16 protein-coding genes are annotated in these 19,709 nt (G+C 61.1%); 11 read left to right on the top strand and 5 right to left on the bottom strand.

The features are described 5' to 3' along the window. Nucleotides 1-581 precede the first annotated feature (581 nt). Nucleotides 582-1,100 carry a glycine cleavage system protein R gene (locus OC605_RS05680; protein ID WP_016772854.1) on the top strand — a complete coding sequence of 173 codons (519 nt, stop codon included), beginning with the start codon at nucleotides 582-584 and terminating at the stop codon, nucleotides 1,098-1,100. 223 nt (nucleotides 1,101-1,323) lie between these two features. On the opposite strand, the gene rarD is transcribed toward OC605_RS05680, so the two are convergent. The 5 genes from rarD to OC605_RS05655 form a co-directional block, all read right to left on the bottom strand. Continuing rightward, nucleotides 1,324-2,211, bottom strand: coding sequence for an EamA family transporter RarD (rarD, locus tag OC605_RS05675; RefSeq protein ID WP_186568909.1), 888 nt, complete (start codon nucleotides 2,209-2,211; stop codon nucleotides 1,324-1,326). Between the two features lie 204 nt (nucleotides 2,212-2,415). Continuing rightward, complete coding sequence (locus tag OC605_RS05670; RefSeq protein WP_262136468.1) at nucleotides 2,416-3,390, bottom strand: serine/threonine protein kinase; 975 nt, start codon at nucleotides 3,388-3,390, stop codon at nucleotides 2,416-2,418. Nucleotides 3,391-3,554: 164 nt separating this feature from the next. Next, a complete protein-coding gene (locus OC605_RS05665) occupies nucleotides 3,555-5,456 on the bottom strand; it encodes a PhoX family protein (RefSeq protein WP_133336042.1) in 1,902 nt (633 codons plus the stop codon). A 70-nt stretch (nucleotides 5,457-5,526) separates the two neighbouring features. Continuing rightward, nucleotides 5,527-6,291 carry a TOBE domain-containing protein gene (locus OC605_RS05660; protein ID WP_262136467.1) on the bottom strand — a complete coding sequence of 255 codons (765 nt, stop codon included), beginning with the start codon at nucleotides 6,289-6,291 and terminating at the stop codon, nucleotides 5,527-5,529. Nucleotides 6,292-6,382: 91 nt separating this feature from the next. Then, nucleotides 6,383-7,117 (bottom strand): ComF family protein, encoded by a 735-nt coding sequence (locus OC605_RS05655; protein ID WP_262136466.1) that lies wholly within the window; start codon nucleotides 7,115-7,117, stop codon nucleotides 6,383-6,385. Between the two features lie 91 nt (nucleotides 7,118-7,208). On the opposite strand from OC605_RS05655, the gene bioB reads away from it, so the two are divergent. The 10 genes from bioB (at nucleotide 7,209) to OC605_RS05605 (ending at nucleotide 19,593) form a co-directional block, all read left to right on the top strand. Continuing rightward, nucleotides 7,209-8,264: a biotin synthase BioB gene (gene bioB / locus OC605_RS05650; RefSeq protein WP_016772860.1), complete on the top strand. Its 1,056-nt coding sequence runs from the start codon at nucleotides 7,209-7,211 to the stop codon at nucleotides 8,262-8,264. Between the two features lie 160 nt (nucleotides 8,265-8,424). Further along, nucleotides 8,425-9,603 (top strand): 8-amino-7-oxononanoate synthase, encoded by a 1,179-nt coding sequence (bioF, locus tag OC605_RS05645; protein ID WP_262136465.1) that lies wholly within the window; start codon nucleotides 8,425-8,427, stop codon nucleotides 9,601-9,603. Beyond that, the gene (locus tag OC605_RS05640; protein ID WP_262136464.1) at nucleotides 9,596-10,327 is read left to right on the top strand and encodes an alpha/beta fold hydrolase; all 732 of its coding nucleotides are present in this window, start codon (nucleotides 9,596-9,598) and stop codon (nucleotides 10,325-10,327) included. The genes bioF and OC605_RS05640 overlap by 8 nt, the downstream gene beginning before the upstream one ends. Further along, entirely contained in the window at nucleotides 10,320-11,129 is an 810-nt protein-coding gene (gene bioC, locus OC605_RS05635; RefSeq protein ID WP_122692419.1) for a malonyl-ACP O-methyltransferase BioC, read from the top strand. The genes OC605_RS05640 and bioC overlap by 8 nt, the downstream gene beginning before the upstream one ends. Then, nucleotides 11,126-11,806 carry a dethiobiotin synthase gene (gene bioD / locus OC605_RS05630; protein WP_016772864.1) on the top strand — a complete coding sequence of 227 codons (681 nt, stop codon included), beginning with the start codon at nucleotides 11,126-11,128 and terminating at the stop codon, nucleotides 11,804-11,806. The genes bioC and bioD overlap by 4 nt, the downstream gene beginning before the upstream one ends. A 108-nt stretch (nucleotides 11,807-11,914) precedes the next feature. After that, nucleotides 11,915-12,211: a hypothetical protein gene (locus tag OC605_RS05625; protein ID WP_016772865.1), complete on the top strand. Its 297-nt coding sequence runs from the start codon at nucleotides 11,915-11,917 to the stop codon at nucleotides 12,209-12,211. Nucleotides 12,212-12,485: 274 nt separating this feature from the next. Then, the gene (locus tag OC605_RS05620; RefSeq protein WP_024014564.1) at nucleotides 12,486-14,291 is read left to right on the top strand and encodes a phenylacyl-CoA dehydrogenase; all 1,806 of its coding nucleotides are present in this window, start codon (nucleotides 12,486-12,488) and stop codon (nucleotides 14,289-14,291) included. A gap of 191 nt (nucleotides 14,292-14,482) precedes the next feature. Continuing rightward, complete coding sequence (locus OC605_RS05615) at nucleotides 14,483-15,772, top strand: GGDEF domain-containing protein (protein ID WP_041476719.1); 1,290 nt, start codon at nucleotides 14,483-14,485, stop codon at nucleotides 15,770-15,772. Nucleotides 15,773-15,862: 90 nt separating this feature from the next. Beyond that, nucleotides 15,863-17,659 carry an acyl-CoA dehydrogenase C-terminal domain-containing protein gene (locus OC605_RS05610; RefSeq protein ID WP_262136463.1) on the top strand — a complete coding sequence of 599 codons (1,797 nt, stop codon included), beginning with the start codon at nucleotides 15,863-15,865 and terminating at the stop codon, nucleotides 17,657-17,659. A 155-nt stretch (nucleotides 17,660-17,814) separates the two neighbouring features. Then, a complete protein-coding gene (locus OC605_RS05605) occupies nucleotides 17,815-19,593 on the top strand; it encodes an acyl-CoA dehydrogenase C-terminal domain-containing protein (RefSeq protein ID WP_262136462.1) in 1,779 nt (592 codons plus the stop codon). Nucleotides 19,594-19,709 lie beyond the last annotated feature (116 nt).

Genomic DNA, 19,709 nt, shown 5'->3' with positions numbered 1-19,709 from the left:
CAATTTAACAATGAAGCTTCTGGCCATTTAAACCACAAACCTGCGGACCAGTACATGCCATTGCTGGCGGCTGGGCTAGAACCAATCAACGGCTTGGAGGCCTTGCTGACGGGGCTTTCAGGGTTGCGAAGGGCCTTAGGCAGACATCGATCCAGCGTTATGTAGTGCGCGCTGCGGCATACTACATGATGAGTTGCGCTTGTGAAAATCAGACTAATTACGTCGTTCTGCGACCTCATGACGCATTGCGGTCACGTCGCGGAACGGGATGTTCTCAAAAAAGCATTGGATTGTTCCAGCTAAATATCGAAAGTTGTACACATAATTACTGTGGGCCTGCTAAGGAGCAATTCGGGTGTAACGATTTGTGGCGAGGGGATTTATCCCCGTTGGGGGGCGAAGCCGCCCCCTGCGGTCCGGCTGGCAGACCCAATTGGCAGGACTCACGACTGCTGCGCAGCCGGACGGGGATAAATCCCCTCGCCACAGGTCATCATCTGCCAACACTGGGTCAGGCTGAATCAATCCGCTTGCCTATACTTGCCCTTCGATAACAAAAGTCATGACAAGAGGGCTGCGCCATGGACCATCTCGTACTCACCGTTTTCGCCCCGGACAAGCCCGGGCAGGTCGAGCGCATCGCCCAATGCATTGCCGAGCACGGCGGCAACTGGCTGGAAAGCCGCATGTCACGCATGGCCGGGCAGTTCGCCGGGATCCTGCGCGTGGGCGTGCCGGCGGAGGCTTACGACGAATTGGTCGATGCCCTGCAAGCGTTGTCGGCACATGGCATTCGCGTGTTGATTGCTGAAAGTGGAGTGGAGCAGTCCTGCACCTGGAAACCGATCGCCATGGAGCTGGTCGGCAATGACCGGCCGGGTATCGTCCGCGATATCACTCGGCTGTTGAGCGAGCAGGGTGTGAATCTGGAGCGGCTGGTGACGGAAGTGCGCCCGGCGCCAATGAGCAGCGAGCCGCTGTTTCACGCCGAGGCGATTCTGGCGGTGCCGCTGACCTTGTCGCTCGACGTTCTGCAGGCGCGCCTGGAAACCCTGGCCGATGATCTGATGGTCGAACTGGTGTTACGCACAGAGGTTTAAGCGCAGACATGGTTATTCAGGTTTAACGTGCACCTGCCTGTGGATAACCTGTAGAGACAGACCGCCACGCCACGCCGGCCGTGGCTTTGCGCCCGTTGATCAAAAAACCGCCAACATTCAGTGACTTGCGCACAAACGGCGGGGATCACGCTGTGGATAAGCTTGGGAAGGAACGATGCAGGCCACGAGAACCGTGGCCTGCGGAGGTTTGTGCGTTTTTTGATCAGGCGCGCCGGCGCAGACTTATCCACGCATCGACGCTGTAGACCGCCAGACCGGCCCAGATAAACATGAACGCGACCAGCGTGCTGGACGACAAATGCTCGCCAAACAGCAGCACGGCTTGCAGCAACACCAGCGTCGGCGCGATGTATTGCAAAAAGCCGATGGTGGTGTAGGGCAAGTGGCGGGTGGCGGCGTTGAAACACACCAGCGGCACCAGCGTCACCGGGCCGGCGGCCACCAGCCACCAGGCTTCGGAGGTGGTCCAGAAGGCTGGCTGCACACTCGTCGCAGTCTGATTGAACAGCAACCACGCAATTGCGATCGGCACCAGCATCCAGGTTTCCACTACCAGTCCCGGCAACGCCTTGACCGGCGCCTGCTTGCGGATCAGGCCATAGAAACCGAAGGTCAGCGCCAGCGCCAGCGACACCCACGGCAGACTGCCGACCTGCCACACCTGCTGCGCCACGCCGATGGCAGCCAGCCCGACCGCCATCCACTGCATGCGCCGCAGTCGTTCGCCAAGGATCACCATGCCCAACAGCACGTTGACCAGCGGATTGATGTAGTAACCCAGACTCGCCTCGAGCATGCGACCGTTGTTCACTGACCACACGTAGGTCAGCCAGTTGGCCGCGATCAGCGTGCCGCTCAGAGCCAGAATCGCCAGGCGCTTGGGATTGTCGAGCAACTCGCGCAGCCAGCCCGGGTGTTTCCACACCATCAGCAGCAACGCACCGAACAGCGCCGACCACAGCACCCGGTGGATGATGATCTCGACGGCCGGGACTTCGGCAATGGCTTTGAAATAGATCGGGAACAGGCCCCAGATGATGTAGGCGCTCAGGCCCAGAATGTACCCGCGACGCGGGTTGGCGGCTTGCATGCAGAATCCTTGCTCAGGCAGCTGACAAAGGAGGGATTGTAAGGAGATTTGTCCGCGAATGTCGTAGACCAATGTTCATAGAGTTGTGAACAACGATCTTGTGGGAGCGAGCCTGCTCGCGAAGGCGGTCTGACATTCAACATCGATGTTGCCTGAAATGACGCCTTCGCGAGCAGGCTCGCTCCCACAGGTTTCAGGTTTGTATCAGAAAAGCTTCAGCGGTTCTTCATTCAGTGCCGACAACTGTTCACGCAATGCCAGCACCTGATCGCCCCAGTACCGTTCCGTGCCGAACCACGGAAAGCTGTGCGGGAATGCCGGGTCGTCCCAGCGCCGCGCCAGCCAAGCGCTGTAGTGCATCAGGCGCAGGGCGCGCAACGGTTCGATCAGCGCCAGCTCGCGCGGGTCGAAATCATGGAATTCGTTGTAGCCGTCCATCAATTCCGATAGCTGTCCCAGACACTCCTGGCGATCGCCGGCGAGCATCATCCAGATATCTTGCACCGCCGGGCCCATGCGGCAGTCGTCGAGGTCGACGATGTGGAACATCTCGTCGCGGCACATCATGTTGCCGGGATGGCAGTCGCCGTGCATGCGGATGTTCTGGTGCGGCGTGGCGGCGTAGACGTCTTCGACGCGTTTGAGCAGGTCGCGGGCAACCGACTCGTAAGCCGGCAGCAGGCTCTTGGGAATGAAATTGCCTTCGAGCAAAGTGTTCAGCGAGGCATGGCCGAAGTTCTGCACGGCGAGGGCTTCGCGAAGCTCGAACGGCTTGGTGCCGCCCACCGCATGCATGCGCCCGAGCAACTGGCCGAGGCGATAGAGTTGATCAAGATTGCCCGGCTCCGGCGCCCGGCCACCACGACGCGGGAACAGGGTGAAGCGGAAGCCGGCGTGCTCATGCAGGGTTTCGCCGTTATGAATCAGCGGCGCTACCACCGGAATGTCGATGTCGGCCAGTTCGAAAGTGAACTGGTGCTCTTCGATTATGGCCTCGTTGGTCCAGCGCTGCGGACGATAGAACTTGGCGATCAGCGGCTCGGAGTCTTCGATACCGACCTGATACACACGGTTTTCGTAGCTGTTGAGCGCCAGGATGCGCGCGTCGCTGAGGAAACCGATGCTTTCAACGGCATCCAGGACGAGATCGGGGGTGAGGGTTTCAAACGGGTGGGCCATGCTGACTCCTGCGCGCAGCAGGCTGCTGCGTCCGGCTCGGCATGGTAGCGCAGATGGCGGCGCGAAGGGTGTTGGTGTCTGCCCGGGCCTCTTCGCGAGCAGGCTCGCTCCCACCTTGGAATGCGATTCCCTGTGGGAGCGAGCCTGCTCGCGAGAGCGGTTTATCAGGCGCCGACAATCCCGCCGTCTTCGCGGGTAATCGCCATCACCGAAGACCTTGGCTTGCCATTGGGCAGATGCTCGGGGAAGGTCGAACCGCCGTTCTCGCCCGGATGCTGAATCCCGACAAACAGGGTTTTCTGATCCGGCGAGAAGCTGATTCCGGTCACTTCGCAACCCACCGGCCCGACCATGAAACGGCGAATCTCACCGGTCGCAGGATCGGCGCAGAGCATCTGGTTGTTGCCCATCCCGGCGAAGTCGCCAGCGTTGCTCGAATCGCCGTCGGTGAGAATCCACAGGCGTCCGGCCTTGTCGAAACCCAGACCGTCGGGGCTGTTGAACATGTTCTGCGGGGTGATGTTGGATGAGCCACCCTTCGGCGTCCCGGCATGCACGCCCGGATTGCCGGCGACCACAAACAGATCCCAGGCAAACGTCTTCGAGGCGTGATCGTTGCGGTCGGTACGCCAGCGCAGAATCTGCCCGTAGACGTTCTTCTCGCGCGGGTTTGGACCGCCCACCGGTTGCCCGTCTTCACCGCGCTTGGCGTTGTTGGTCAGGGTGCAATAAACCTGGCCGTCCTTGGGGCTGACGACGATCCACTCCGGACGGTCCATGCGTGTTGCGCCAACCACGCTGGCGGCAAGGCGCGCGTGGATCAGCACTTGCGCCTGATCGGCAAACCCGCTACTGGCGTCGATGCCGTTCTTGCCGTGGGTCAGTTCGATCCACTGGCCCTGGCCTTTCGGGTGATCAGGGTTGCCGTCGCCGGCGTCGAACTTGGCCACATACAAAGTGCCGTGATCGAGGATGTCGCGGTTGGCTTTCTGATTGCGATGGTTGATGCGATCGCGGCTGACGAATTTGTAGATGAACTCACCACGCTCGTCGTCGCCCATGTACACCACAGCGCGACCATCGTCGGTCTCGGCCAGTGCGGCGTTTTCATGTTTGAAGCGGCCCAGCGCGGTGCGTTTGACCGGGGTCGATTGCGGATCGAACGGATCGATCTCGACCACCCAGCCGTGACGGTTGAGCTCGTTGGGGTTCTTGGCCATGTCGAAGCGCGGGTCGTGCGGGTGCCAGTTGATGTCCTTGCTGCTGGCGACAACGCCGTAGCGCTTTTGCGCGGCATCGAACTGCTGCTGGGCGTTGCTGCTGCCGAAGCAGTCGGTGAAGTTTTCTTCGCAGGTCAGGTAGGTGCCCCACGGTGTCTTGCCGTTGGCGCAGTTCTGGAAGGTGCCGAGAACTTTCTTACCGTGCTTGTCGGCAGCGGTTTTCATCAAGTCGTGGCCGCGGGCCGGACCGCTGATGCGCAGCGGCGAGTTACCGTGAATCCGACGGTTGTAGCGCGAGCCCTGGACGAATTGCCACTGGCCGTTCTTGCGCTGCACTTCGATCACCGACACGCCTTCGCAGGCCAATGCCTTGCGCACATCCTCAGCCGACTGCGGCATGCCGCCATGCGGATACAGGTAGCGATAGTTGGTGTATTCGTTGTTGATCGCCATCAGCGCGCGGTTCTTGTCGTCCGGGAAGGCGAACAGGCTCATGCCGTCATTGTTGTCGCCGAACTGCACTTCCTGTGCGGCAGCGGTGCCGTTACCGCTCGGATCGAAAGCCGGGCCGTTCTTGTGCAACGGCTGGCCCCAACTGATCAGCACCGAAGACTTGTAACCCTTGGGCAGGCTGATGGCGTCGGTGGTCGCCGCCGGAATGCTCTCGAAACCGAGCAGGCGGCTGTTGCCGGCGCTGACGCTGGCGGCCATGACGCTGCGGCTCAGCAGGTTGCCGCCGAGGAACATCGCCGCGCCGCACAAGGCACCGGCGCTGATGAAACCGCGACGGCTGAGGCCGACCATTTTTTCCAGATCAGTGGATTGGTTTTCTTCTAATAGGCTCACATCAGGCTCCCTGCTTGGTTATGGGCAACACCTTAATGCGGGTCGATGACGCTTTTGTGGCAGGGACAAATCAGAGCGGCGTGCCGATCAGCACGTTGGACGGCGCGCATTGCACCTGCACCGCAGACCCCACGGCGAGTTGCTGGTTGCGCAAGTGCAGCGGTTCGGCCAAGGCGCAAAGTGTCTGGCCGTTGGGCAGGGAAATGCGCACCTCGCTGGGACCGTCCTCGGCATCGAGGATGGCTTCGATGGTGCCGCGCAGGACATTGTGTCCGGGCGTTGTCGACTGATCGGCGCCGAGCAACTCAAGCCAGCCAGCCTTGATCAGCGCCATCACTTCGGTACCGATCTGCAATTCCAGATGTACGGTGCTGTCGTGGGTGATCTGCGCATCCAGAGCAATGCCTTCGGCCAGTTCGAGGTGGATCAGATCGTTGCGCCCCTGCGCCTGAATCGCTGCCACCGTGCCATGCAGTTGATTGCGCGCGCTGGTCCTGAGCATCAGACGCCCGAGCAGGTCGAGATCACTGGCGTCTTCCGCCGCTTCCAGCACCTGCGCCTGCAATGCCTGCAATTTCTGATACAGGCGCAGCACCCGCTCGCCCTCGCTGGACAGTCTGGCGCCGCCGCCACCCTTGCCGCCCACCACGCGCTCGACCAAGGGCTTCTGCGCCAGATTGTTCAACTCATCGATCGCATCCCATGCCGCCTTGTAACTGAGCCCCGCGCTCTTCGCCGCACGGGTGATCGAGCCTTGCTCGGCGATGTGTTGCAGCAGGGCAATGCGCTGCGGACGGCGGACGATGTGCTGGGAAAGCAGGGAGGGCAGGGACATGGCAGAACGCTTCTGGCTCGGGCGATGAGAGGGACGTTGGCCACTTGCAACGCGCGAGTCAAGCCGAACACACAACCTGTAGGAGTTGAGCTCAGGTACCGGGCTTCGGCGTACGAGCCAGGCAATACACATCAACCCGCGCCGCACCAGCATTCATCAACAACCGCGCCAGCGCCTGAGCGGTCGCGCCCGTGGTCAGAACATCATCCACCAGCGCGAAATGGCGGCCGCTTGCCTCTGCATCAGGCGCCAGCGCAAAGGCATTGCGCAAATTGCGTTTGCGCGCCTTGGCGTCGAGATCCTGTTGGGCGTCGGTGTCCATGACTCGCCGCAGCACCTGTTCTTCACAGGGCAAATCCAGCGACACACTCAACCAGCGCGCGAGCATCGCCGCTTGATTGAATCCGCGCCGACGCAGGCGTTTATTCGCCAACGGCACCGGTAGCAACACATCGGGTCGCGGCAAGTCTTCGGCGAAGCGATGCTGCAGGTATTGGCCGAGAACGTCGGCGAGCAGGTGACCAAGCGGCCATTTCGCGTTGTGTTTAAACCGTGTAATCAGACTGTCCACCGGGAAGCCATAAACCCAGGGCACGGCGACCTGCTCGAAGGCTGGAGGCTCTAGCAGGCACTCGCCGCAAGTCAGGCCATCCGCCGCCAGCGGCAAAGCGCAGCTCTGACAATGGCTGCCGAGCCAGGGCAATTCGGTTTCGCAGGCCTCGCACATTGGCATTTGTGCTTCTGCGGGCTCATCGCACAGCAAACAGGTCTGTACGTTTTTTAAACAGATGTAAACCTGTCCTTGGTATTGCGGTTGACAGCGCATCGCTCTTCCTTAAATATGCCGAACATCCGTGTAGCGCCTGTGGATATTCCATTTTCCCCGGCGCCAGCCAAGCATAACCAAGGAATTGCCCATGAGCGCGAGCACCACTGCCACCCTGCGTCACGATTGGTCTCTGGCCGAAGTCAAAGCACTCTTCGTACAGCCATTCAACGACTTGCTGTTCCAGGCGCAAACGGTGCACCGCGCACATTTCAATGCCAACCGCGTGCAGGTCTCGACACTGCTGTCGATCAAGACCGGCGCCTGCCCGGAAGACTGTAAGTACTGCCCGCAGTCCGGGCACTACAACACCGGTCTGGAAAAAGAAAAGCTGATGGAAGTGCAGAAGGTCCTCGAAGAGGCGGCCCGCGCCAAGGCCATTGGTTCGACGCGATTCTGCATGGGCGCGGCGTGGAAACATCCATCCGCCAAAGACATGCCGTATGTGTTGAAGATGGTTGAAGGGGTGAAAGCCCTCGGCCTGGAAACCTGCATGACCCTCGGCCGTCTCGATCAGGAGCAGACCGAAGCGCTGGCCAAGGCCGGTCTGGATTACTACAACCACAACCTCGACACCTCGCCGGAGTTCTACGGCAGCATCATCACCACCCGCACTTACAGCGAGCGTCTGCAGACGCTGGCCTACGTGCGTGAGTCGGGGATGAAAATCTGCTCCGGCGGCATCCTCGGCATGGGCGAATCGCTGGACGATCGCGCCAATCTGCTGATCCAGCTGGCCAACCTGCCGGAGCACCCGGAGTCGGTGCCAATCAACATGCTGGTAAAAGTCGCCGGCACGCCGCTGGAAAACGCCGAAGACATCGACCCGTTCGACTTCATCCGCATGCTCGCCGTGGCGCGCATCCTCATGCCGCAATCCCATGTGCGCCTGTCCGCCGGTCGCGAAGCGATGAACGAGCAGATGCAGGCCCTGGCATTTTTCGCCGGCGCCAACTCGATTTTCTACGGCGACAAATTGCTCACCACCGCCAACCCGCAGGCGGACAAGGACATGCAGTTGTTCGCCCGCCTCGGTATCCAGCCGGAGGCCCGCGAGGAGCATTCCGATGAGGTTCATCAAGCTGCGATCGAGCAGGCACTGGTGGAGCAGAAGAGTAGCGAGCAGTTCTACAACGCTGCGGTGTAATAAACCGCGCGGATTGCCCTGAAGAAATGCAAAACCCCTGTGGGAGCGAGCCTGCTCGCGAAAGCGGTTTGGCCGCCAACATCCCTGTTGGAGGTGACGCCCATTCGCGAGCAGGCTCGCTCCCACAGGGGATCTGTGTCATTTGAAAATCGAGGCCTGCATGTCATTCGATCTCGCCGCACGCCTTGCTGCCCGCCGTGCCGACAACCTCTACCGGCAGCGCCCACTGCTCGAATCGCCGCAAGGCCCGCAAGTCGTGGTCGACGGCCAACCGCTGCTCGCTTTCTGCAACAACGACTATCTGGGCCTGGCCAACCATCCGCAGGTGATCGAAGCCTGGCGCGCCGGTGCCGAGCGCTGGGGTGTCGGCGGTGGCGCGTCGCATCTGGTGATCGGCCACAGCAGCCCGCATCACGTGCTGGAAGAAGCACTCGCCGAACTGACCGGACGCCCACGTGCGCTGCTGTTCACCACCGGCTACATGGCCAACCTCGGCGCGGTCACCGCGCTGGTCGGGCAGGGCGATACGGTGCTCGAAGACCGGCTCAATCACGCCTCGTTGCTGGACGCGGGCCTGTTGTCCGGCGCGCGTTTCAACCGCTATCTGCACAACGACGCCGAAAGCCTGAGCAAGCGCCTGGAGAAAGCCACTGGCAACACACTGGTGGTGACCGATGGCGTATTCAGTATGGACGGTGACATCGCCGACCTGCCGGCGCTGGCCCGCGCGGCCAAGGCCAAAGGCGCGTGGCTGATGGTCGACGATGCCCACGGCTTCGGCCCGTTGGGCGCCAACGGTGGCGGCATCGTCGAGCATTTCGGCCTGAGCCAGGACGACGTGCCGGTGCTGGTCGGCACCCTAGGAAAAGCCTTCGGCACCGCCGGGGCCTTTGTCGCTGGCAGCGAAGAGTTGATCGAGAGCCTGATCCAGTTCGCCCGCCCGTACATCTACACCACCAGCCAACCGCCGGCGCTGGCCTGCGCGACGCTGAAAAGCCTTGAGCTGTTGCGCAGCGAACACTGGCGCCGTGAACACTTGCAAACGCTGATTCGCCAGTTCCGCCACGGCGCCGAGCAGATCGGGCTGGAGCTGATGGACAGCTTCACGCCGATCCAGCCGATCATGATCGGCGATGCCGGCCGCGCCGTGCGGTTGTCGCAGATGCTGCGCGAGCGCGGGCTGATGGTCACTGCGATTCGCCCACCGACCGTGCCGGCCGGCAGCGCGCGACTGCGCGTCACGCTGACCGCCGCGCACAGCGAAGCTCAAGTGCAACAGTTGCTGGAAGGATTGGCAGATTGTTTCGCCCGATTGTCGTTGGAGCCAGGCCATGCGTAATCGTTTGATCCTGCTGCCCGGCTGGGGCCTCGGCGTGTCGCCGCTGGAACCGCTGGCCGCAGCATTGCGTGGCCTCGACGAACATCTGCAAGTCGAGATCGAACCGTTGCCGGAGCTGGACTCCGCTGACCTTGAAGACTGGCTCGACGAACTCGATGCGCGCATTCCACAGGAAGTCTGGCTTGGTGGCTGGTCGCTGGGCGGCATGCTCGCGTCTGAGTTGGCGGCACGACGCGGTGAGGCGTGCTGCGGGCTGCTCACGCTGGCGAGCAACCCTGCGTTTGTCGCCCATGAACAGTGGCCGAGCGCGATGCCTGGCGAGACGTTCGATGCGTTTCTTGCCGGTTGCCAGGCCGATCCGCGTACCACGCTCAAGCGCTTCGCGCTGTTATGCGCGCAAGGTTCACCAGACCCGCGTGGCTTGTCGCGCTTGCTGCTCGGTGGTGCACCGGCAGCCGCGCCGACTGCGCTGATGGCGGGTCTGGAGCTCCTTGCGCAACTGGACACACGCCAAGCGTTGCTGGGGTTTCGCGGCCCGCAGTTTCATCTGTTCGGCAGTCAGGACGCTCTGGTCCCGGCGGAAGCGGCCGGCGCATTGTTCGCGCTATTGCCGGATATCGAAATTGGTCTGATCGAACAGGCCAGCCATGCTTTTCTGCTGGAAGACCCGCACGGAGTCGCGGGCGCGATCCAGGCTTTTCTACATGAGTGCGCTGATGACTGACCTGTCCCTTGTGCTGCCTGGGGGCTTGCCCGACAAGCGCCAGGTGGCGGCGTCGTTTTCTCGCGCTGCGGCCAGTTACGACAGCGTCGCCGAGTTTCAGCGTGATGTCGGCACGCAGTTGCTTGAGCGTTTGCCTGGGAGTTTCATGCCGTCGCGGTGGCTTGATCTCGGTTGCGGCACCGGCTATTTCACCCGGGCGCTGGCCTCGCGTTTCACCCAGGGCAGCGGTGTCGCGCTGGACATCGCCGAGGGCATGCTCAATCACGCACGGCCGTTGGGTGGCGCTGAGCATTTCATTGCTGGCGATGCCGAACGGCTGCCGTTGCAGGATGCGAGCGTCGATCTGATTTTCTCCAGTCTCGCGGTGCAGTGGTGCGCCGACTTCGAGGCGGTGCTCGGCGAAGCCTTGCGCGTGCTGAAACCGGGCGGGATTTTTGCCTTTGCTAGTCTATGTACAGGAACGCTGTTCGAGTTGCGTGAGAGTTGGCAGCAGGTCGACGGGTTGGTGCACGTCAATCGCTTCCGCGAGTTCGCCCGCTATGAACAGTTATGTGCCGGCAGTGGCATGCGCATTTTGGCGCTGGAGAATCAGCCGCACGTGTTGCATTACCCGGATGTGCGCAGCCTGACTCACGAGCTGAAGGCGCTGGGCGCGCATAATCTGAATCCCGGGCGGCCGGGCGGTTTGACAGGACGGGCGCGGATTCTCGGGCTGATCGACGCGTATGAGCGGTTCCGTCAGGCGTCGGGGCTGCCGGCAACGTATCAGGTGGTGTACGCCGTGTTGGAGAAACCTCTATGAGCGCAGCCTATTTCATCACCGGTACCGACACCGATGTCGGCAAGACCACCGTTGCTGCCGGATTGCTCCATGCGGCGCGGTCGGCAGGCTTGAGCACGGCGGCGGGCAAACCGGTGGCTTCCGGGTGCGACGTCACGCCCAAAGGCTTGCGTAATTCCGATGCCTTGGCGCTGCTGGCCGAATGTTCGTTGCCGCTGACTTATCAACAGGTCAACCCGGTGGCGTTCGAGCCAGCGATCGCTCCGCATCTGGCGGCGCGCGAAGCAGGTGTGGCGCTGACAGTGCAATCGCTGCTGGCGCCGATGCGCGGGATTCTGGCGATGAACGCCGATTTCACCCTGATCGAAGGCGCGGGCGGCTGGCGGGTGCCGTTGGCGGATCAGGACAATCTCTCGGACCTGGCGATTGCGCTGAAGCTGCCGGTGATTCTGGTGGTGGGCGTGAGGCTTGGGTGCATCAGTCATGCGTTGCTGACCGCCGAGGCGATTGCCCGCGACGGTCTGCAATTGGCGGGGTGGGTGGCTAATATTATCGATCCGAAAACTTCGCGGCTGGAGGAAAACCTTGCGACCCTGGCCGAGCGCATTCCCGCGCCGTGCCTGGGGCGGGTGCCGAAACTCAAGGCGTTGAGCGCCGAAGCGGTCGCCGAGCATCTGCAACTGGATTTGCTCGATTAAGTTTCTCGCTATGAACAGGCACTGTGCCATTAGTGTTTTTGACGGGTGTTTTGCTGGCGCGTCTGCTTCAATGGCGAGCATTGATCCTTTGCAGGGATGAGAGTGACTATGGAAATCTCCGGCAACACAGCTTTTTATGCGGGGCTGAGCTCGATTCAGTCCGGGCAGAACCGCGTCGATCAGGCGGCCAGCCAGATCGCCAACAACACCATCGAACGTTCGGTGACCAGCCAGTCGTCCGAAGTGCAGGTCAATCGCCTTCGCGGCGTGGATCGCGCACAAGAATCGGATCTGGCGAGCAATATCGTCGAGCTGTCGCAGGGCAAAATCCAGGCAGAGCTGGGTGTGAAGGTGGCCAAGGCGTCCGACGAAGTGCTCGGGACGATCATCGATACCTTTGCCTGATCGAATTTGTTGTAGACCCCGAAACGCCGCGCCCTGTCGCGGCGTTTTTCGTTTAAGTCCTTCTTGCTCAACTAATCTTTTTACAACGCCCGTGGCTTATGTGAAGTCGCGGCGATTTCCAGTTTCCGGCATTTGGAGAACGTGATGACGAACGGCAAAAGAACGATGCTTGACAAGATTTCGGCGTAAACGTATGTTTCAAACAACTGTTTGACCGTCACAACAACTCAACACGGTCGTTCATTCCCGGTTACATCAGCAGAGGTTTATCGCTATGCCTGACTACAAGGCCCCCTTGCGTGATATTCGCTTCGTTCGTGACGAGCTGCTCGGCTACGAAGCGCACTATCAGAGCCTGCCAGCGTGCGCAGACGCAACGCCGGACATGGTTGACGCCATCCTCGAGGAAGGCGCCAAGTTTTGTGAGCAGGTACTGGCGCCGCTGAACCGCGTGGGCGACATCGAAGGCTGCACCTGGAGCGAGTCCGGCGTGAAAACCCCGACTGGCTTCAAAGAGGCGTACAAGCAATTCGTCGAAGGCGGCTGGCCAAGCCTGGCCCACGACGTTGAGCATGGTGGTCAGGGCCTGCCTGAGTCGCTGGGCCTGGCGGTGAGCGAAATGGTCGGCGAAGCCAACTGGTCGTGGGGCATGTACCCAGGCCTGTCGCACGGTGCGATGAACACCATCTCCGAGCACGGCACCCCTGAGCAGCAGGAAGCCTATCTGACCAAACTGGTCTCCGGCGAATGGACCGGCACCATGTGCCTGACCGAACCGCACTGCGGCACCGATCTGGGCATGCTGCGTACCAAGGCCGAACCTCAGGCCGACGGTTCCTACAAAGTTTCCGGCACCAAGATCTTCATCTCGGCCGGTGAACACGACATGGCCGACAACATCGTCCACATCGTACTGGCCCGCCTGCCGGATGCTCCGGCTGGCACCAAAGGTATCTCGCTGTTCATCGTTCCAAAGTTCCTGCCAAACGCCGATGGCACCATTGGCGCGCGCAACGCAGTGAGCTGCGGTTCGCTGGAACACAAGATGGGCATCCACGGCAACGCGACCTGCGTGATGAACTTCGACGGCGCCACCGGTTACCTGATCGGCCCGGCGAACAAAGGTCTGAACTGCATGTTCACCTTTATGAACACCGCCCGTCTCGGTACCGCACTGCAAGGTCTGGCTCACGCCGAAATCGGCTTCCAGGGCGGTCTGAAATACGCTCGTGATCGCCTGCAAATGCGCTCGCTGACTGGCCCGAAAGCGCCGGACAAGGCCGCTGACCCGATCATCGTCCACCCGGACGTGCGCCGCATGCTGTTGACCATGAAGGCGTTCGCCGAAGGCAACCGCGCGATGGTCTACTTCACTGCGAAGCAGGTCGACATCGTCAAGTACGGCGTCGATGAAGAAGAGAAGAAGAAGGCCGACGCACTGCTGGCATTCATGACCCCGATCGCCAAAGCGTTCATGACCGAAGTCGGTTTTGAAGCCGCCAACCACGGCGTGCAGATCTACGGCGGCCACGGCTTCATCGCCGAGTGGGGCATGGAGCAGAACGTTCGCGACAGCCGCATTTCGATGCTGTACGAAGGCACCACCGGCATTCAGGCTCTGGACCTGCTCGGCCGTAAAGTGCTGATGACTCAAGGCGAAGCTCTGAAAGGCTTCACCAAGATCGTCCACAAGTTCTGCCAGACCAACGAGGGCAACGAAGCCGTCCAGGAATTCGTCGCGCCGCTGGCTGCACTGAACAAGGAATGGGGCGAGCTGACCATGAAGGTCGGTATGGCTGCCATGAAAGATCGCGAAGAAGTCGGCGCGGCCTCCGTGGACTACCTGATGTACTCCGGTTATGCCTGCCTGGCCTACTTCTGGGCGGACATGGCACGTCTGGCTGCGGAAAAACTGGCCGCCGGTACCAGCGACGAGGCGTTCTACACCGCCAAGCTGCAAACCGCGCGCTTCTACTTCCAGCGCATCCTGCCGCGTACCCGTACGCACGTGGCCACTATGCTTTCGGGTGCTGGCAACCTGATGGACATGAAAGAAGAAGACTTCGCGCTGGGCTACTAAGCCTTAGCGCAGTCTGAGGAAAACCGCTGCTCCCATTAGGGGGCAGCGGTTTTTTTGTTTGCGGATCGCTCAGATAGTCGAGCTTCCGGCCGTTATAGAGACCGTGTGTGATCTGGATCACATTGTATGGGCTTGGCCGCACTTTGCAGGCACAATGCCATCTCTTTGCTATGACGGGTCGGAGCTTACCCTTGCCGCGTTCTTCCGCTGTACGTTTCAGCCATTTCCTGCCATCACTGCTGTTATTGCTTGCGGGGTTGGCGGCTGCGTACGTCAAAGACCTCAGCGTATTCTTCACATCGCTGTTCAACGTCCTGCCGACATTGGTTCTGCTCCTCGGTGGCGCGTATTGCGCGGTGTACCGACGTCAGCGCGAACTGTTTCTGATGCTCACGGTGTACATCGCCTACTTTCTGCTCGATACCCAGACCGATTTCTACCGCGACAACGGCAAGGTCCGCGAAGACGCTGCGGTGGTGTTTCATCTGGTCTGCCTGCTGCTGCCGTTGTTGTTCGGGCTGTTCGCGGCGTGGCAGGAACGTACGCATCTATTCCAAGACATGGTCGCGCGCTTTGCCGTGCTGCTGGCATTTGGCAGCGTGGCGCTGGGCCTGGAGCAAAGTTACCCACAGGCGCTGCTGCTGTGGTTGTCGGAGATCCGCTGGCCGGCGCTGCACGGCGCGTGGATGAGTCTGATCCAGTTGTCCTATCCGGTGTTCATCTCGGCCTTCCTGCTCCTGGCCTGGCAATACTGGCGCAACCCGCGTCCGCTGCACGCGGCGCAACTGGTCGGCTTGCTCGGGGTGTTCTGGATGCTGCCGAAGACCTTCATTCTGCCGTTCACCCTGAACATCATGTGCAGCCAGGTGATGCTGATGATCGCCGCCGCCGTTGCGCATGAGGCCTATCAAATGGCCTTCCGCGACGAGCTCACCGGCCTGCCGGGACGTCGCGCGCTCAACGAACGCATGCAGCGTCTGGGGCGCAACTACGTGCTGGCGATGAGCGACGTCGATCACTTCAAGAAATTCAACGACACCCATGGCCATGATGTCGGTGATCAGGTGCTGCGCCTGGTCGCCAGCAAGCTGTCGAAAATCAGCGGTGGCGGTAGGGCGTATCGCTACGGCGGTGAGGAATTTGCCTTGGTCTTTGCAGGCAAAACCCTTGAGGAGTGCATGCCACACCTGGAAGTGATCCGTGAATCGATTGCGTCTTACAGCATTCAGCTACGCAACCAGGAAAACCGCCCGCAGGATGATCAGCAAGGTCGCCAGCGCCGTAGCGGTTCCGGGGCTTCGGCGGTGTCGGTGACGGTGAGTATCGGCGTCGCCGAACGTGTCGAGCAGCGCACCCCTGAAGAAGTGCTCAAGTCCGCCGACCAGGCGTTGTACAGCGCCAAGGGCGCCGGGCGTAACTGCGTCATGGCATTCGGGCAGAACCGCCGTGGGGCGGTGCGCATGGACACTGCTGCGGGTTGAGTGATGACGGCGCATTCAGCGCCTGCACAGTGATTGTCGCGCGTGGTGACCAGCAGTAGGTTGAACAAATCTGCTGACGGAGAAGCCACCATGCCCGAGTACAAAGCTCCCCTGCGCGACATGCGCTTTCTGATCGATCACGTCTTCGACTTCCATACCAACTACGCCAGTCTCGGCGCGCATGACGCCAGCCCGGACATGATCAGCGCGATCCTCGAAGAAGGCGCGAAGTTCTGCGAGAACGTGCTGGCCCCGCTCAATCGCAGCGGCGATGAAGAGGGCTGCCATTTCGACAACGGCGTGGTGACAACGCCTACAGGCTTCAAGAAGGCCTTCGCACAATATGTCGAGGGCGGCTGGCACGGTTTGGCGGCTGATCCGGCTTACGGTGGCCAAGGGTTGCCGAGCTCGCTGGGGCTGGTGATAAGCGAAATGGTCGGCTCCAGCAACACGTCCTGGGGCATGTACCCTGGCCTGACCCACGGCGCGATGTCGGCGATCCACGCCCACGGTACCGCCGAGCAGAAAGACACCTACCTGAGCAAACTCACCGCCGGCCAGTGGACCGGCACCATGTGCCTGACCGAAGCCCACTGCGGCACCGATCTGGGCATCATCAAGACCCGCGCGGTGCCCCGGGCCGACGGCAGCTACGCGATCACCGGCAGCAAGATTTTCATTTCCGCCGGCGAGCATGACCTGAGCGACAACATCATCCATCTGGTCCTGGCCAAGCTGCCGGATGCACCGGCCGGAACCAAGGGCATTTCCCTGTTTATCGTGCCCAAGTTCCTGCCGGATGCAGCAGGCGAAGCGGGTGAGCGCAACGGCGTTTCCTGTGGCTCGATCGAGCACAAGATGGGCATCAAGGCTTCAGCCACCTGCGTGCTGAACTTCGATGCCGCCACCGGTTACCTGATCGGCGAGCCGAACAAGGGCCTCAACTGCATGTTCACCATGATGAACCACGCGCGGCTCGGCACCGGCATGCAAGGGCTGTGTCTGGGCGAGGCGAGTTTTCAGGGTGCGATCAAGTACGCCAATGACCGCCTGCAGATGCGCGCGCTGACCGGCGCCAAGGCCCCGGAAAAACCAGCCGATCCGATCATCGTTCACCCCGATGTGCGGCGCATGTTGCTGACCATGAAAGCCTTCAACGAAGGCAACCGCGCGCTGACCTATTTCACCGCGCAGATGCTCGATGTCGCGCACCTGAGCAGCGATGCCGAGGCGCGTCAGGAGGCCGAAGACCTGTTGGCGTTCCTCACGCCGATCTGCAAGGCCTTCATGACCGACACCGGGCTGGAAGTGACCAACCACGGCATGCAGGTGTTCGGCGGCCACGGTTTCATTCGTGAGTGGGGCATGGAGCAACTGGTGCGCGATTGCCGGATTGCGCCGATCTACGAGGGTACCAACGGCATTCAGGCGCTGGATTTGCTCGGGCGCAAAGTGCTGGGCAGCCAAGGCAAATTGCTCCGCGGCTTCACCAAAATCGTCCACAAATTCTGCGCAGCGAACGCCGACCATCCCCAGCTGGGCAGCTTCGTCGGGCAACTCAACGGGCTCAATCAGCAGTGGGGCGACCTGACCATGAAGGTCGGCATGGCCGCCATGAAGAACCCGGACGAAGTCGGCGCCGCATCGGTGGATTACCTGATGTACAGCGGCTACATCATCCTTGGCTACCTGTGGCTGCGCATGGCGTTGGTTGCCCACACGCAGCTGGAGGCGGGCGAGGGTGAGGCTGATTTCCTCAAGGGCAAACTGGCGACGTGCGAGTTCTACTTCAAGCGCTTGTTGCCGCGTACGGCTGCGCATCAGGCAGCGATCGAGGCAGGCAGTGATTGTTTGATGAATATGCCGGCGGAGGCATTTGCTTTGTAGGGCTTATCGAAAGATCGCGGCGATCTTTTTCTGGTGACTAAAAGTAACAAATCAGTCACCGGCTGACCCTATGTGTCGCAAAAGTTGTTGAGGTACACTCAGGCTCAGAAAACATCATTCCACGAACCACCTGTTTAGATCTTGCGAGGTTTGCCATGGCTGACTACAAAGCGCCGCTGCGCGATATGCGCTTCGTCCTCAATGAAGTGTTCGAAGTCGCCAAACTCTGGGCCGAACTGCCGGCGCTGGCCGAGACCGTCGATGCCGAAACCGTTGAAGCGATTCTCGAAGAGGCCGGCAAGGTCACCAGCAAGAGCATCGCGCCACTGAGCCGTGCCGCTGACGAGGAAGGTTGTCATTGGGCGGACGGTGCCGTCACCACGCCGGCCGGTTTCCCACAGGCCTATAAGACTTATGCCGAAGGCGGCTGGGTCGGCGTCGGCGGTGATCCCGCCTACGGCGGCATGGGCATGCCCAAAGCCGTGTCGGCGCAGGTCGAGGAAATGGTCAACTCCGCCAGCCTCGCGTTCGGTCTGTATCCGATGCTGACCGCCGGCGCCTGCCTGTCGATCAATGCCCACGCCAGTGAAGAACTGAAAGCTGCGTACCTGCCGAACATGTACGCCGGCATCTGGGCCGGTTCCATGTGCCTGACCGAGCCGCACGCCGGCACCGACCTGGGGATCATTCGCACCAAAGCCGAACCTCAGGCCGACGGTTCCTACAAGGTCAGCGGCACCAAGATCTTCATCACTGGCGGTGAACACGACCTCACCGAGAACATCATTCATCTGGTACTGGCCAAGCTGCCGGACGCCCCGGCCGGTCCAAAAGGCATTTCGCTGTTCCTGGTGCCGAAGTTCATGGTCAATGCCGACGGCAGCCTCGGTGCGCGCAACCCGGCCAACTGCGGTTCGATCGAACACAAGATGGGCATCCAGGCGTCGGCGACCTGCGTGATGAACTTCGACGAAGCCGTCGGCTATCTGGTCGGCGAGCCGAACAAAGGCCTCGCGGCGATGTTCACCATGATGAACTACGAGCGCCTGGGTGTTGGTATTCAAGGCCTGGCCACCGGCGAGCGCTCTTACCAGAACGCCGTCGAGTATGCGCGCGATCGTCTGCAGAGCCGTTCGCCAACCGGTGCGCAGAACAAAGACAAAGTCGCTGACCCGATCATCGTCCACCCGGACGTGCGGCGCATGCTGCTGACCATGAAAGCCTCGAACGAAGGCGGCCGTGCGTTCTCCACGTATGTGGCGATGCAACTGGACACTGCCAAGTTCAGCGAAGATGCGACCACCCGCAAGCGCGCAGAAGATCTGGTGGCGCTGCTGACGCCGGTAGCGAAAGCCTTCCTGACCGACCTGGGGCTGGAGACCACCGTCCACGGCCAGCAGATTTTCGGCGGCCACGGTTACATCCGCGAGTGGGGCCAGGAGCAACTGGTGCGTGACGTGCGCATCACCCAGATCTACGAAGGCACCAACGGTATCCAGGCGCTGGACCTGGTCGGGCGCAAGATCGTTGGCAGTGGCGGCGCGTTCTACCAGCTGTTCGCTGACGAGATCCGTCATTTCACCGCAACCGCCAGTGCCGATCTGGGCGAGTTCACCAAGCCGCTGAACGATGCCGTCGACACCCTCGACGAGCTGACCGCGTGGCTGCTGGACCGGGCGAAAAACAATCCGAACGAAATCGGCGCGGCCTCGGTCGAATATTTGCAAGCGTTCGGCTACACCGCTTACGCCTACATGTGGGCGTTGATGGCCAAAGCCTCGCTGGGCAAGGAAGCGCAAGATGACTTCTACGCGAGCAAGCTGGGCACCGCACGTTTCTATTTCGCCCGTTTGCTGCCGCGTATCCACTCGTTGAGCGCGTCGGTCAAGGCCGGTAGCGAGTCGCTGTTTCTGCTGGATGCGGCACATTTTTGATCCTGTAGACATCATGTAAGCATTTGCTTACGTGACGTGCTGCTGTTCTCCCATATCCGTATATTGGATCCACGGCTAATCTACATTTCATGGACGTCGCGCAGGAAGCGCAAAGT

Origin of the sequence: Pseudomonas sp. Marseille-Q5117, assembly GCF_946901175.1 — a bacterium.
Classification (GTDB): Bacteria; Pseudomonadota; Gammaproteobacteria; order Pseudomonadales; family Pseudomonadaceae; genus Aquipseudomonas; species Aquipseudomonas iranensis.
This window is presented reverse-complemented; position numbering and strand designations above follow the sequence as displayed.

What these genes read in the sequence shown, in the direction of transcription:
- OC605_RS05610 (WP_262136463.1), top strand. Translation starts at nt 15,863, where the DNA reads ATGCCCGAGTACAAAGCTCCCCTGCGCGACATGCGCTTTCTGATCGAT.
- rarD (WP_186568909.1), bottom strand. Translation starts at nt 2,211, where the DNA reads ATGCAAGCCGCCAACCCGCGTCGCGGGTACATTCTGGGCCTGAGCGCC.
- bioD (WP_016772864.1), top strand. Translation starts at nt 11,126, where the DNA reads ATGAGCGCAGCCTATTTCATCACCGGTACCGACACCGATGTCGGCAAG.
- OC605_RS05670 (WP_262136468.1), bottom strand. Translation starts at nt 3,390, where the DNA reads ATGGCCCACCCGTTTGAAACCCTCACCCCCGATCTCGTCCTGGATGCC.
- OC605_RS05625 (WP_016772865.1), top strand. Translation starts at nt 11,915, where the DNA reads ATGGAAATCTCCGGCAACACAGCTTTTTATGCGGGGCTGAGCTCGATT.
- bioB (WP_016772860.1), top strand. Translation starts at nt 7,209, where the DNA reads ATGAGCGCGAGCACCACTGCCACCCTGCGTCACGATTGGTCTCTGGCC.
- OC605_RS05605 (WP_262136462.1), top strand. Translation starts at nt 17,815, where the DNA reads ATGGCTGACTACAAAGCGCCGCTGCGCGATATGCGCTTCGTCCTCAAT.
- OC605_RS05640 (WP_262136464.1), top strand. Translation starts at nt 9,596, where the DNA reads ATGCGTAATCGTTTGATCCTGCTGCCCGGCTGGGGCCTCGGCGTGTCG.
- bioF (WP_262136465.1), top strand. Translation starts at nt 8,425, where the DNA reads ATGTCATTCGATCTCGCCGCACGCCTTGCTGCCCGCCGTGCCGACAAC.
- OC605_RS05655 (WP_262136466.1), bottom strand. Translation starts at nt 7,117, where the DNA reads ATGCGCTGTCAACCGCAATACCAAGGACAGGTTTACATCTGTTTAAAA.
- OC605_RS05620 (WP_024014564.1), top strand. Translation starts at nt 12,486, where the DNA reads ATGCCTGACTACAAGGCCCCCTTGCGTGATATTCGCTTCGTTCGTGAC.
- OC605_RS05660 (WP_262136467.1), bottom strand. Translation starts at nt 6,291, where the DNA reads ATGTCCCTGCCCTCCCTGCTTTCCCAGCACATCGTCCGCCGTCCGCAG.
- OC605_RS05680 (WP_016772854.1), top strand. Translation starts at nt 582, where the DNA reads ATGGACCATCTCGTACTCACCGTTTTCGCCCCGGACAAGCCCGGGCAG.
- bioC (WP_122692419.1), top strand. Translation starts at nt 10,320, where the DNA reads ATGACTGACCTGTCCCTTGTGCTGCCTGGGGGCTTGCCCGACAAGCGC.